Raw genomic sequence first — 12,677 nt, 5'->3', positions numbered from 1 at the left:
GAAAGAATGACGAAATGAGCGACCTCAAGACCGAAGCGCAAGACCTGCAACAGGAAGAAAACGCCCTGATCGCCCTGCGCAAGGAAAAGCTTGCCGCCGAGCGCGCCAAGGGCAATGCCTTCCCCAATGACTTCCGTCGCGACAGCTACTGCAACGACCTGCAGAAGCAGTATGCGGACAAGACCAAGGAAGAACTGGAAGCTGCAGCGATTCCGGTCAAGGTTGCCGGCCGCATCATGCTCAACCGCGGCTCGTTCATGGTCATTCAGGACATGACCGGCCGTATCCAGGTCTACGTCAACCGCAAGACCCTGCCGGAAGAAACCCTGGCCGCGGTCAAGACCTGGGACCTGGGCGACATCATCAGCGCCGAAGGTACCCTGGCCCGTTCCGGCAAGGGCGATCTGTACGTCGAAATGACCAACGTGCGCCTGCTGACCAAGTCGCTGCGCCCGCTGCCCGACAAGCACCACGGCCTGACCGACACCGAGCAGCGCTACCGCCAGCGTTACGTCGACCTGATGGTCAATGAAGAAACCCGTCACACCTTCCGTGTGCGTTCGCAGGTGATCTCGCACATCCGCAAGTTCCTCATCGAGCGCGACTTCCTCGAAGTCGAGACGCCGATGCTGCAAACCATCCCGGGCGGTGCCGCGGCCAAGCCGTTCGAAACCCACCACAACGCCCTGGACATGGCCATGTTCCTGCGTATCGCGCCGGAGCTGTACCTCAAGCGCCTGGTGGTTGGTGGCTTCGAGAAGGTATTCGAGATCAACCGCAACTTCCGTAACGAAGGCGTTTCGACTCGTCACAACCCTGAATTCACCATGCTCGAGTTCTACCAGGCCTACGCCGACTACCGCGACAACATGGACCTCACCGAGGAACTGTTCCGCGAGCTGGCGCAGCTGGTACTGGGCACTACCGACGTGCCGTACGGCGACAAGGTGTTCCACTTCGGCGAGCCGTTCGCCCGCCTGTCGGTATTCGACTCGATCCTCAAGTACAACCCGGAGCTGACCGCTGCCGACCTGCAGGACGTCGACCGCGCCCGCGACATCGCCAAAAAGGCCGGTGCCAAGGTGCTGGGCCACGAGGGCCTGGGCAAGCTGCAGGTGATGATTTTCGAAGAGCTGGTCGAGCACAAGCTGGAGCAGCCGCACTTCATCACCGAGTACCCGTTCGAAGTATCGCCGCTGGCCCGTCGCAACGACGACAACCCGGCTGTTACCGACCGTTTCGAACTGTTCATCGGTGGCCGCGAGATCGCCAACGCCTACTCCGAGCTCAACGATGCCGAAGACCAGGCCGAGCGCTTCCTGGCCCAGGTGGCCGAGAAGGACGCCGGTGACGACGAAGCCATGCACTACGACGCCGACTTCGTTCGCGCACTGGAGTACGGCATGCCGCCGACTGCAGGTGAAGGTATCGGTATCGACCGCCTGGTGATGCTGTTGACCAACTCGCCGTCGATCCGCGACGTGATCCTGTTCCCGCACATGCGTCCGCAGGCCTGAGTGAATTGAATGAGCCGCCTTTCGAGGCGGCTTTTTCTTGCCTGAAGCTTTATGTTGTCAGTACCGGCCCTATCGCCGGCAAGCCAGCTCCCACAGGGTTCCCACAATCTTCAGGACTTGTGCAGTACCTGTGGGAGCTGGTTTGCCGGCGATAGGGCCGGTACAGGCTGCAGATGACTTGAACCATGAGGTACCCCCTGTGACACCCGCAATGCCTCACCAGGGCGCCGCCGGCATCGCCACCGCCGTCGCCGAAAGCGTGCAATACCAAGGCCGCAAGACTGCCCGCCAGGGCAGCGAGCAGCGTCGCCAACTGATCCTCGATGCCGCCATGCGCATTGTCGTGCGCGATGGCGTACGCGGTGTGCGCCATCGCGCCGTCGCCGCCGAGGCCGGTGTGCCATTGTCGGCCACCACCTACTACTTCAAGGATATCGAGGACCTGCTCACCGATACCTTTGCCCAGTACGTCGAACGCAGCGCCGCCTATATGGCCAAGCTGTGGGCCAATACCGAGGTGGTGTTGCGCCAGTTGCTGGCCCAGGGTGACGGCAGCCCGCAGGCGCGGGCGCGGTTGGCTGACGAGGTAGCACGCATGACTGCCGACTACGTGCAGCGACAGTTGCTGAACCGCCGTGATTTTCTGATGGCCGAGCAGGCCTTCCGCCAGGAGGCGCTACTGTGCCCGCGCCTGGCTCAACTGGTGTGCGCCCATGAACAGATCCTGCTGCATGGCACCCGCCAATTGCTGCAGGTGGTGGGCTCGCAACAACCGGAACAGGACGCCCAAATGTTGACGGCGATTATCGAGCAGATGGAATATCAGGGCCTGCTCAAGGATGCGAACGCGCAAGCCGATGGGCAGATGCTCGCTATGCTTAGCCGATACCTGCAGCTGGTGCTTGCATCGGCCTGAGCCGAGACCGACTTTTCAAGGAGAACCTGATGAAAGCCTGGCGTGTGGTGTTGTTGACTCTGTCATTCCTGCTGCTGGGCGGTTGTCTGGTGACCTTCCACGAGCCCTTGCCTAGCAACCAGGCGGCGCCCAAGGCCCTGCTCGGCAAGTGGAGCAGCAAGGACGCCTGGGGCGAGCCGCTGAAGTTGGTGATCAGCCGTAGCGGCGGTGATGCCTACAAGGCGGTGGCCACGGCCAAAGGCAAGGCCCCTGAGGAATACGTGTTCACCGTGTCGCGCCACGGCAACCGCTGGTACCTGTCGGCTGGCGTGCCGAAGCGCCTGGGTGGCAATTTCCTGATCGGCGGTTTCGATATCGTCGATGGCAAGGAACTGGTGGTCTACAACCTGGATGTCGAGCAGGTGCAGCAGGCGGTGGACAAGAAGGAGCTGACCGGGCGCAGCACCGAAGTGCCGGAAGACAACGGCGACGGCGTGCTGATCGACAGCCCGTCGGCGCGGGTGCTGGCGTACCTGGACGACCCGGCCAACTCCGACCTGTTCGTTGAAGTGGCGCGGTTCCAGCGCTCCGGCAAGTAATTACCTGTGCCGGCCCAGGTCCCCTGTAGGAACAGCCTTGTGCTGCGAAGAGGCCAGTAGGGCAAACCATTTCAGTTGCCGCTAATGGCCTCTTCGCAGCACAAGGCTGCTCCTACAGGAACCGAGGCCGGTACAGGCAAAGCAAGGCTTGGCACTTTGTTCCAATAAGGAGTCCCCGGTGGACGAATACCAGCAAACCATCCGCGCCCTGTCCGACCGCATCGTCGCGGCACAGACCCCGATCCGGGTTCTGGACGCGGTGAAGTGGGACGACAACATCCGCCAGGGTTTCCTCAAGGCCAAGGGCAAGGAGCCGCCGGCTGTCGACCGTGCCTACTACCAGTCGCGCCCGCTGGCGTTCGATTCCAGCGCGGTCAAGGCCGAGTTTCAGGGCATCGAGCGCGACATCATTCGCCAGCTCGGCCAGTTCAACCCGGTCGGGCAGATCATGAAGCGCATGTGCCGCGAATACCGCATGGTGGTGCGCATGCTCGAAGCGCGTGGCACCGAGGATTTCGGGCTGATCTCCCAGGAACTGTACGGCGCTGCCTCGGATGCCTTCCACGCTGGTGATCCGACCTTGGCCGACCTCGGCCTGATGCTGTCGGACTACCTGAACAACATCGATGGCCGTGGCGACCTCAAGGACGAACCGAAGAACCTCACCGCCAAGGAGGCCGTGGAAATCCTCCAGCACCGGCTGAACAAGGTGTTTGGCGAGGCCGAAGAGACCATCCGTGTGTTCGAGTCCGACGGTATCGTCGCCGATGCCGCGGCCGGGGCCGACTACATCAAGGTGCGTGCCGACGCCATGTTCAACTCCCGTGACGTGCGCGCCCTGGAGGTGCACGAAGGGCTGGTGCATGTCGGCACCACGCTCAACGGCCTGAACCAGCCGATCTGTACCTTCCTGGCCAAGGGCCCGCCCTCGTCGACGGTGACCCAGGAAGGCCTGGCCATCCTCATGGAGGTGATCGCCTTCGCCTCCTACCCCAGCCGCCTGCGCAAGCTCACCAACCGCACCCGCGCCATCCACATGGTCGAGGAGGGTGCCGATTTCATGCAGATCTACAACTTCTTCCGCGAGCAGGGGTTCGAGATGGCGCAGAGCTACAGCAACGCCAGCCGGGTGTTCCGCGGGTCGGTGCCCAATGGCCTGCCATTTACCAAGGACTTGTCCTACCTCAAAGGCTTCATCATGGTTTACAACTACATTCAGTTGGCCGTGAAGAAGGGCAAGCTCGAACAGATCCCGTTGCTGTTCTGTGGCAAGACCACCCTGGAAGACATGCGTACCCTGCGACAGCTGGTCGAGGAAGGCCTGGTCGAGCCGCCCAAGTACCTGCCCGAGCAGTTCCGCGACCTCAATGCGCTGTCGGCCTGGATGTGCTTCTCCAACTTCCTCAACCACCTGAGCCTGGACCGTATTGAAGCCGATTACGCGAACATTCTCTGAGTGCTGCCGCCTGCTGGCCCTGGGTTTGATCCTGCTGGGCCTGGGCGGTTGCAGCAGCCTGCTGTTCTATCCCGAGCGCGGCCAGCCGTTCACGCCCGAGCGGGCCAGGCTCGAGTACCGCGATGTCACCTTGATCACTGCTGATGGCATCCGCCTGCACGGCTGGTGGTTGCCGGCCAAGGCTGGGGTCGAGGTCAAGGGCACGGTGCTGCACCTGCATGGCAATGGCGGCAACCTGCCTGGGCACCTGGGCGGCAGCTACTGGCTGCCGGAGCAGGGCTACCAGGTGTTGATGATCGATTACCGCGGCTATGGCCTGTCCCAGGGCGAGCCGAGCCTGCCCGAAGTGTACCAGGACATCGCCGCGGCCATGGCCTGGCTGGAGCAGGCGCCCGAGGTCAAGGGCAAGCCGCTGGTGCTGCTGGGGCAGAGCCTTGGCGGGGCCATGGCCATTCACTACCTGGCGGCCCATCCGGAGCAGCGCCAGCGTTTCAACGCCCTGGTGTTCGATGGTGTGCCGGCCAGTTACCGTGCGGTCGGGCGCTTTGCCCTCAGCACCTCGTGGATGACCTGGCCGCTGCAGGTGCCGCTGTCGTGGCTGGTGCCGGACGGCGACAGCGCGATCCGCTCGATCGAACAACTGAGCAGCCCGCCCAAGCTGTTCTTCCACAGTATCGACGATACCCTGGTGCCGATGGACAACGGCATCCGCCTGTACCAGCACGCGCCAGCGCCGCGGGTGCTGCAACTGACCCGTGGTGGCCACGTGCAGACCTTCGCCGACCCGACCTGGCGCCAGGTCATGCTGCGTTTTCTTGACGACCCCAGCCATTTCAACGGCCTGCGGCGGCTGGCCGAAGTGCCCAATTACCCTGACGAGAAGAACAAGCAATGAGTGAAGAACGCAACGCCATCCCGCTGATCCTGACCGGTGTCGGCAGCATCATCGTGACGGTGGGGGCCTTGTGGTACTACGGTTACCTGCATTTCGCCAAGCCCGAAGATGCCCTGTTGCTGCAGGACTTCACCATGCTCAAGACCATCCCCGGCGAGGACTACAAGGTCTCGCTGGACCCGGCACCACAAATGGCCCAGTGCGTCGACGGCGTGTTGGTGCTGTTCGATACCCAGCAGAAAGGCCTGACAGGGGTGCTGGTGGACAACCGCAAGCGCGCTGTGCGTTGCATGGGCGAGGAAACGCCGCAGCAGGTGCAGTGAGCCATTATCTCTGCTGCCTGTGCTGGCCCTTTCGCGGCTGAAGCCGCTCCTACAGGGACCGCGCCAGTCCCTGTGGGAGCAGCTTCAGCCGCGAAAGGGCCAGCACAGGCAAAAGAAAGCCCCGCTTCGATCGCGGGGCTTGTCAGTTCAGCTAGCCAGCCTTACTGCTGTACCTGGCTCACAGAGCGAGGTGCCACCGGCTGGTTGTCGTTGGAGATGGTCACCTCCACCCGGCGGTTCTGCGCACGCCCCGAATTGCTCGAGTTGTCCGCTACCGGGTACTCCTTGCCATAGCCCTGGGCGACGATGCGCGCTGGGTCGACGCCAGCACGTACCAGTGCCATGCGTACGCTGTTGGCGCGGCGCTCCGACAGGCCCTGGTTGTAGTTGGCCGAGCCGACGCTGTCGGTGTAACCCTCGACGATCACCTTGCGTTCCGGGTTTTCCTGGAGGAATTGCGCCAGCTTGGTGACGTTCGGGTAGGCGTTGCTCTTGAGTTCGGCCTTGTTGAAGTCGAACAGCACGTCTCCGAAGGTGACCAGCGTGCCGCGGTCGGTCTGCTTGGCGTTGAGGCTGTCCTGCAGCTTGGCGATCTGTGCGTCGCGTGCGTCAAGCTTGGCCTGGGCGCGCTGGGCCGAAGCGTTCTTCAGTTCGCTTTCGGCAGTGCGCAGGGCGATGGTCTGCTTGGCCACTTCGACGCGCTGGTTGGTCAGGTAGGCCAATTGGTCGACCTTCTTCTCGTCTTCACGGTCCATGTAGGCCTTGTCGGCCTTGTTCAGCCAGTCCTGGGCGTCCTTGGTCTCCAGCGCCGCAACCTTGCTCGATTGCGGGTCGCTCTGCAGCGAGGAGAAGTTGGTGCGGGCCGATTCGAGGTTGGCGTTAGGGTCGTGCGAGCAGGCGGCAAGGCCGACGCTCAGGGCCAGCAGGGCGGGAATCATGACGTAGTTGCGCATAGTGTTCATCCTTTGATCGTGTGCGAAGACCGAGGTGGGCAGGGCAGGGCTCACTGAGCGCTGCGCAGGCCTTCCTCACGTACGTCCTGAACGCCCTGGCGGGCATCCTGCACGGCCTTCTGGGCCTTGGCCGCCTGGGCCTTGCGTTCGGCGAGGCGGGCGTCCCACTCGGCCTGTTCGGCCAGGCGCCTGGCGTCGTCGTACTTCTTGTCATGCATGGCGATCTCGGCCTGCTTGAACTTGTCCTGGGCCGCTTTCATTTCCACGGCGGCGAACTCGGTGCCGCCAGCGCTGACGGCGGAGTTCACGGCGGACTGGGTGACTGCATACTGCTCGGTGGGCGGGTTGCCGGCACAGCCAGCCAGGACCAGGCTGCTGCCCAAGGCCAGCGCTGCCAGCTTGAACCCGCGCACATGAGTGGATGAGGGTTTGTAGATGCGGGTGTTCTTGGTGGTCAGTTCCATTGGATCACTCCTGTTTACGACATTGTCCGTAGCAGTCCATCGCTCGTTCCCTGACACGTGCGCGCGCTTCAGCTCAACGGTGCACAACGGCAGGTGTGCAGGGTTTTAGCGTGATGGCTATCGGCTGTGACTGACGCGTTTTTCGGATAGTTCAGAAAAATTTGATGCTGTCTGGGGTTTGTGGCGTCTGGGAGATCGAGCGCCGCCCCCGCGGCGCTTCGCAGCTCAAGGCTGCTCCTACATCTGTTTCGGGCCAATTATTCCTGTGAGGTTTGTGCGCGAACGCTTTGGCGCATGGCTCGATATCGCGTTGTACGAACAAGACGGTCGCGTGCACTGGCACAGGCGTGACTGGCCCGAGGCAGATGTAGGAGCAGCCTTGCGCTGCGAAGCGCCGCGCGGGCGGCGCTTGATCTCACAGGCGCTGCAAACCCCACGTCCTACCCATTAGCTATTCGCTATCGGCCCCAGGGTTGCTCAGGGCGTGCAGATGCTGTCGCGACAGTGACAGAAAGCGCGGAGTAGGGCCGATGTCCTCGTACAGCGGGTCGCCTTCCTCGTCGGTGGCAATGACCTGGCGGCCTTGCACATAGGGGAAGCTGGCCTCCAGTTCCTCGAGGGCTGCCGCGACCAGCTCTCCGAGCAGTTCCTCGGCGGTGCGCTTGGGGTACATGTCGATCAGCGCGGCCAGTCGCGCTTCGGACTCAAGGTCCAGATGCAGGACATGGCCCGTGGGGCTGAGGGTGCCGGCGGCATTCTGTTCCCAGTGCTGGGCGAGTTCACGGATTTTCATGCTGACCTCTGTTGACGCCTGAAAGGGCTGCAATGCATGGGAGTGTCGTGCTTTCACTTTAGTTTGCTTTGGCCGATCACGGCTTGCCATCGGCGCCTGGCTGTGGGCACTCTTGGAGCGAATACCGCGCTCCCACAGGGGATCGCGTAAAGGCTGAAAAAGGGATGCAATGCGCCAGAGCCGCGCCGGAGAGAGGGCCAATGACCGATATCGATGTGCGTTTGCGTGAAGATGTCCATGTGTTGGGTGAACTGCTTGGCGATACCATTCGCCTGCAGCATGGCGAGGCGTTCCTGCAGAAGATCGAGGACATCCGTCACAGTGCCAAGGCCGACCGCCGTAGCGCCGGCGAGCAACTGAGCTCGACCCTGGCGGACCTGGCCGATGAAGACTTGCTGCCCGTGGCCAGGGCCTTCAACCAGTTCCTCAACCTGGCCAACATGGCCGAGCAGTACCAGTTGATCCGCCGCCGCGACGCCGACCAGCCCGAGCCGTTCGAGGCCCGGGTGCTGCCCGAGCTGCTGGCGCGCCTGAAGCAGGCCGGGCACAGCAATGATGCCCTGGCCCGGCAATTGGCCAAGCTCGACATCCAGCTGGTGCTCACTGCGCACCCCACCGAAGTGGCCCGCCGCACCCTGATCCAGAAGTACGATGCCATCGCCGGCCAACTGGCTGCCCAGGACCACCGCGACCTGACCCCGGGCGAACGCCAGCAGGTGCGCGAGCGCTTGCGCCGGCTGATCGCCGAGGCCTGGCACACCGAAGAAATCCGCCGCACCCGACCGACGCCGGTGGACGAAGCCAAGTGGGGCTTTGCGGTAATCGAGCATTCGCTGTGGCACGCCATCCCCAGCCACTTGCGCAAGGTCGACAAGGCCCTGCTGGAGGCTACCGGCCTGCGCCTGCCGCTGGAAGCGGCGCCGATCCGCTTCGCCTCGTGGATGGGCGGTGACCGTGATGGCAACCCCAACGTGACCGCAGCGGTCACCCGCGAAGTCCTGCTGCTGGCGCGCTGGATGGCTGCCGACCTGTTCCTGCGCGACATCGATGCGCTGGCTTCCGAGTTGTCCATGCAGCAGGCCGACGATGCGCTGCGTGAGCAGGTCGGCGACAGTCCCGAACCCTACCGCTCCCTGCTCAAGCAACTGCGCGATCGCCTGCGAGCAACGCGCGCGTGGGCGCATTCGGCATTGACCAGCAGCCAGCCGGCCAGCGCCGAGGTGCTGGTGGACAACCGCGACCTGATCGCGCCGCTGGAGCTGTGCTACCAGTCCCTGCACGCCTGCGGCATGGGTGTGATCGCCGAAGGCCCGTTGCTCGACTGCCTGCGCCGCGCCGTGACCTTTGGCCTGTTCCTGGGCCGCCTGGACGTGCGCCAGGACGCCGCTCGCCACCGTGATGCGTTGAGCGAGATTACCGACTACCTGGGCTTGGGGCGTTATGCCGACTGGGATGAAGAGCAGCGCATTGAGTTCCTACAGGCCGAGCTGAAAAACCGCCGGCCACTGCTGCCCGCGCACTTCAAGCCGCAGGCCGAGACCGCCGAGGTGCTTGCCACCTGCCGGGAAATTGCCGCCGCGCCAGCCGCATCGCTGGGCTCTTACGTGATCTCCATGGCCGGTGCCGCCTCGGATGTGCTGGCGGTGCAGCTGCTGTTGAAGGAGGCCGGCCTGACGCGGCCCATGCGCGTGGTGCCGCTGTTCGAGACCCTGGCCGACCTCGACAATGCTGGCCCGGTGATGCAACGCCTGCTTGGCCTGCCAGGCTACCGAGCGAACCTGCGCGGCCCGCAGGAAGTGATGATCGGCTATTCCGACTCGGCCAAGGACGCTGGTACCACGGCAGCAGCCTGGGCGCAGTACCGGGCCCAGGAAAACCTGGTGCGCATCTGCGCCGAGCACCAGGTCGAATTGCTGCTGTTCCACGGCCGTGGCGGCACGGTGGGCCGCGGCGGTGGCCCGGCCCACGCGGCGATCCTGTCGCAGCCACCGGGTTCGGTGGCGGGGCGCTTCCGCACCACCGAGCAGGGCGAGATGATCCGCTTCAAGTTCGGCTTGCCGGGTATCGCCGAGCAGAACCTGAACCTGTACCTGGCTGCGGTGCTGGAAGCCACCTTGTTGCCACCGCCACCACCGCAGCCGGCCTGGCGCGAGGTGATGGACCAGCTTGCCGCCGATGGCGTCAAGGCCTACCGCGGCGTGGTGCGGGAGAACCCCGATTTTGTCGAGTACTTCCGCCAGTCGACCCCGGAGCAGGAACTGGGGCGCCTGCCGCTGGGCAGCCGACCGGCCAAGCGCCGCGCCGGTGGCATCGAAAGCCTGCGGGCCATCCCGTGGATCTTCGGCTGGACCCAGACCCGCCTGATGCTGCCAGCCTGGCTTGGTTGGGAAACGGCATTGAACAATGCCCTGGCCCGTGGCCAGGGTGAACTGCTGGCGCAGATGCGCGAGCAATGGCCGTTCTTCCGCACCCGCATCGACATGCTCGAGATGGTGCTGGCCAAGGCCGATGCGCAGATCGCCGAGGCCTACGACGAACGTCTAGTGCAACCGCACCTGCTGCCTTTGGGTGCGCACCTGCGCGACCTATTGTCGCAGTCGTGCCAGGTGGTACTGGGCCTTACCGGGCAGCCGGTGCTACTGGCGCACAGCCCCGAGACGCTGGAATTCATCAGCCTGCGCAATACCTACCTGGACCCGTTGCACCGCCTGCAGGCCGAGTTGCTGGCCCGCTCGCGCAGCCGCGAAGCCGCTCTGGACAGCCCGTTGGAGCAGGCCTTGCTGGTGACTGTGGCGGGTATTGCAGCCGGCCTGCGCAACACCGGCTGAGGGTAGGCCCGGGGCGCACAGGGCAGGTGCCGTGCGGGGGATGCAAGTGGGCGAAGAGGGTGGTTGCGCCGGGCGCAACCGCCTGCCAGGCCAGCCGTAGGTGGCGCAATCCTGCAACTTTGGGACGCTTGTCTGGCTGCCGGGCGCTGTGTATCTTGAGCAGCCTTCTGACCGATTTATGGTCATACCCGATTTTCCGGACTTGGCCCTGGTCGCCGAATCCATTGAATTTCATAACAAAATTTGAGGAGCACGAGATGCGCGTAATTCTGCTGGGAGCTCCCGGGGCCGGTAAAGGTACTCAGGCAAAGTTCATCACCGAAAAGTTCGGTATCCCCCAGATCTCCACCGGTGACATGCTGCGTGCCGCCGTCAAGGCCGGTACCCCGCTGGGCCTGGAACTGAAGAAAGTCATGGATGCCGGCCAGCTGGTCTCCGACGAGTTGATCATCAGCCTGGTCAAGGAGCGCATCGCCCAGCCTGATTGCGCCAAGGGCTGCCTGTTCGACGGCTTCCCACGCACCATCCCGCAAGCCGAAGCCATGGTCGCTGCCGGTGTCGACATCGACGCCGTGGTCGAAATCGCCGTGGACGACGAGGAAATCGTCGGCCGCATGGCTGGCCGCCGCGTGCACCTGGCTTCGGGCCGCACCTACCACATTCAGTACAACCCGCCGAAAGTGGAAGGCAAGGACGACGAGACTGGTGAAGACCTGATCCAGCGTGATGACGACAAGGAAGAGACCGTTCGCCATCGCCTGTCGGTTTACCACAGCCAGACCAAGCCGCTGGTGGACTTCTACCAGAAGCTGTCGGCGGCCAATGCCGGCAAGCCGAAGTACAGCCACATCGAAGGCGTCGGCTCGGTCGAAGCCATCACCGCCAAGGTCCTGGCAGCCCTGAGCTGATCCAGCGCCTGACGCACCTCGACAACGGCCCGCTTGCGGGCCGTTGTCGTTTTTGGCCCTGTTGCCACATGCGATCCCTGTAGGAGCGGCCTTGTGTCGCGATGGGGCGCGCAGCGGCCCCAAAAAACTTAGCTTCGCCGCGAAAATTGCAGGGGCCGCTTTGCGGCCCATCGCGACACAAGGCCGCTCCTACAGGGACGGCGCCAGCCGAGCGGGCAATGGCCGCACAGCGGCCCCTTGCGGACACAACGCCGCGGCTGCTCTATACTGCCGCTCTTTTCCCCCTAGTACCTGGATACCCGTTCGATGACCACCCTGCTGGCCCTGGATACCGCTACCGAAGCCTGTTCCGTCGCACTGCTGCATGACGGCAAGGTAACCAGCCATTACGAGGTGATCCCGCGCATGCATGCCCAGAAGCTGCTGCCGATGATCAAGCAGCTGCTGGCCGAATCCGGCGTGGCGCTGAATGCGCTGGATGCCATCGCCTTTGGCCGTGGCCCGGGCGCTTTCACCGGCGTGCGCATTGCCATCGGGGTGGTCCAGGGCCTGGCCTTCGCACTGGAGCGCCCGGTTTTGCCGGTGTCCAACCTGGCCGCACTGGCCCAGGGCGCGCTGCGTGAACACGGTGTACAGCAAGTGGCGGCCGCCATTGATGCGCGCATGGATGAAGTGTATTGGGGCTGCTACCAGGCCGCCGAAGGTGAAATGCGCCTGGTCGGCCAGGAGGCAGTGCTGCCGCCCGAGCAGGTGGCGCTGCCGGTGGGCAGCGCTGGCGAGTGGTTCGGCGCCGGTACCGGTTGGGGCTATGCCGAGCGCCTGGCGGTGCAGGTGGCCGCCAGCAATGCCAGTGCCTTGCCCAACGCCCTTGACATCCTCAGCCTGGCCAGCTTTGCCTGGGCACGCGGCGAGGCGATCGTTGCCGAACAGGCGCAACCGGTCTACCTGCGCGATAATGTAGCGACACCCAGGAAGCGCTGAGTGTTGTTCGTCGGTTATCGCCGATGACACTAAAACCTTTTGCGCGATCTGTGGTCCAGTTATCA

At 63.9% G+C, this 12,677-nt stretch carries 12 protein-coding genes; 9 read left to right on the top strand and 3 right to left on the bottom strand.

The features are described from left to right. Nucleotides 1-14 precede the first annotated feature (14 nt). From lysS to IMX18_RS18890, 6 genes are all read left to right on the top strand, one after another. Nucleotides 15-1,517 (top strand): lysine--tRNA ligase, encoded by a 1,503-nt coding sequence (lysS, locus tag IMX18_RS18915; protein WP_013971217.1) that lies wholly within the window; start codon nucleotides 15-17, stop codon nucleotides 1,515-1,517. A gap of 211 nt (nucleotides 1,518-1,728) precedes the next feature. Then, nucleotides 1,729-2,433: a TetR/AcrR family transcriptional regulator gene (locus IMX18_RS18910; protein ID WP_015269162.1), complete on the top strand. Its 705-nt coding sequence runs from the start codon at nucleotides 1,729-1,731 to the stop codon at nucleotides 2,431-2,433. A gap of 29 nt (nucleotides 2,434-2,462) precedes the next feature. Next, nucleotides 2,463-3,011, top strand: a complete 549-nt coding sequence (locus IMX18_RS18905) for a hypothetical protein (RefSeq protein ID WP_003258915.1) — start codon at nucleotides 2,463-2,465, stop codon at nucleotides 3,009-3,011. A 178-nt stretch (nucleotides 3,012-3,189) separates the two neighbouring features. Continuing rightward, on the top strand, nucleotides 3,190-4,467 hold the full coding sequence (locus IMX18_RS18900) for a flavohemoglobin expression-modulating QEGLA motif protein (RefSeq protein WP_013971219.1): 1,278 nt from the start codon (nucleotides 3,190-3,192) through the stop codon (nucleotides 4,465-4,467). Then, nucleotides 4,439-5,362 carry an alpha/beta hydrolase gene (locus tag IMX18_RS18895; protein ID WP_054573217.1) on the top strand — a complete coding sequence of 308 codons (924 nt, stop codon included), beginning with the start codon at nucleotides 4,439-4,441 and terminating at the stop codon, nucleotides 5,360-5,362. Before IMX18_RS18900 ends, IMX18_RS18895 begins: the two co-directional genes overlap by 29 nt. After that, the gene (locus IMX18_RS18890; protein WP_013971221.1) at nucleotides 5,359-5,685 is read left to right on the top strand and encodes a PA3694 family proteiin; all 327 of its coding nucleotides are present in this window, start codon (nucleotides 5,359-5,361) and stop codon (nucleotides 5,683-5,685) included. The genes IMX18_RS18895 and IMX18_RS18890 overlap by 4 nt, the downstream gene beginning before the upstream one ends. 161 nt (nucleotides 5,686-5,846) lie before the next feature. Here IMX18_RS18890 and lptF read toward each other — a convergent pair whose 3' ends face one another. From lptF to IMX18_RS18875, 3 genes are all read right to left on the bottom strand, one after another. Then, entirely contained in the window at nucleotides 5,847-6,638 is a 792-nt protein-coding gene (gene lptF / locus IMX18_RS18885; RefSeq protein ID WP_015269164.1) for a lipotoxin F family OmpA-related lipoprotein LptF, read from the bottom strand. Nucleotides 6,639-6,688: 50 nt separating this feature from the next. Beyond that, a complete protein-coding gene (locus IMX18_RS18880) occupies nucleotides 6,689-7,102 on the bottom strand; it encodes a DUF4398 domain-containing protein (RefSeq protein WP_003258911.1) in 414 nt (137 codons plus the stop codon). A gap of 451 nt (nucleotides 7,103-7,553) precedes the next feature. Beyond that, entirely contained in the window at nucleotides 7,554-7,895 is a 342-nt protein-coding gene (locus IMX18_RS18875) for a pilin assembly protein (RefSeq protein WP_025337943.1), read from the bottom strand. A 200-nt stretch (nucleotides 7,896-8,095) separates the two neighbouring features. Here IMX18_RS18875 and ppc point away from each other — a divergent pair, with 200 nt between their 5' ends. From ppc to tsaB, 3 genes are all read left to right on the top strand, one after another. Then, nucleotides 8,096-10,723, top strand: a complete 2,628-nt coding sequence (ppc, locus tag IMX18_RS18870; RefSeq protein WP_015269166.1) for a phosphoenolpyruvate carboxylase — start codon at nucleotides 8,096-8,098, stop codon at nucleotides 10,721-10,723. 257 nt (nucleotides 10,724-10,980) lie between these two features. Next, nucleotides 10,981-11,631: an adenylate kinase gene (gene adk, locus IMX18_RS18865; protein ID WP_003259830.1), complete on the top strand. Its 651-nt coding sequence runs from the start codon at nucleotides 10,981-10,983 to the stop codon at nucleotides 11,629-11,631. Between the two features lie 306 nt (nucleotides 11,632-11,937). Continuing rightward, entirely contained in the window at nucleotides 11,938-12,612 is a 675-nt protein-coding gene (tsaB, locus tag IMX18_RS18860) for a tRNA (adenosine(37)-N6)-threonylcarbamoyltransferase complex dimerization subunit type 1 TsaB (RefSeq protein ID WP_096009946.1), read from the top strand. The last annotated feature ends 65 nt before the right edge of the window (nucleotides 12,613-12,677 follow it).

Origin of the sequence: Pseudomonas shirazica, from assembly GCF_015168335.1 — a bacterium.
In the GTDB taxonomy this organism is placed as follows: domain Bacteria; phylum Pseudomonadota; class Gammaproteobacteria; order Pseudomonadales; family Pseudomonadaceae; genus Aquipseudomonas; species Aquipseudomonas asiatica.
Note: the sequence above shows the minus strand (reverse complement) of the source record. Positions and strands in the feature narration are given on the sequence as shown.

Excerpts from the sequence above, each read along its gene's own strand:
- lysS (WP_013971217.1), top strand. The coding sequence starts at position 15 with ATGAGCGACCTCAAGACCGAAGCGCAAGACCTGCAACAGGAAGAAAAC.
- IMX18_RS18910 (WP_015269162.1), top strand. The coding sequence starts at position 1,729 with ATGCCTCACCAGGGCGCCGCCGGCATCGCCACCGCCGTCGCCGAAAGC.
- IMX18_RS18905 (WP_003258915.1), top strand. The coding sequence starts at position 2,463 with ATGAAAGCCTGGCGTGTGGTGTTGTTGACTCTGTCATTCCTGCTGCTG.
- IMX18_RS18890 (WP_013971221.1), top strand. The coding sequence starts at position 5,359 with ATGAGTGAAGAACGCAACGCCATCCCGCTGATCCTGACCGGTGTCGGC.
- lptF (WP_015269164.1), bottom strand. The coding sequence starts at position 6,638 with ATGCGCAACTACGTCATGATTCCCGCCCTGCTGGCCCTGAGCGTCGGC.
- IMX18_RS18880 (WP_003258911.1), bottom strand. The coding sequence starts at position 7,102 with ATGGAACTGACCACCAAGAACACCCGCATCTACAAACCCTCATCCACT.
- IMX18_RS18875 (WP_025337943.1), bottom strand. The coding sequence starts at position 7,895 with ATGAAAATCCGTGAACTCGCCCAGCACTGGGAACAGAATGCCGCCGGC.
- ppc (WP_015269166.1), top strand. The coding sequence starts at position 8,096 with ATGACCGATATCGATGTGCGTTTGCGTGAAGATGTCCATGTGTTGGGT.
- adk (WP_003259830.1), top strand. The coding sequence starts at position 10,981 with ATGCGCGTAATTCTGCTGGGAGCTCCCGGGGCCGGTAAAGGTACTCAG.
- tsaB (WP_096009946.1), top strand. The coding sequence starts at position 11,938 with ATGACCACCCTGCTGGCCCTGGATACCGCTACCGAAGCCTGTTCCGTC.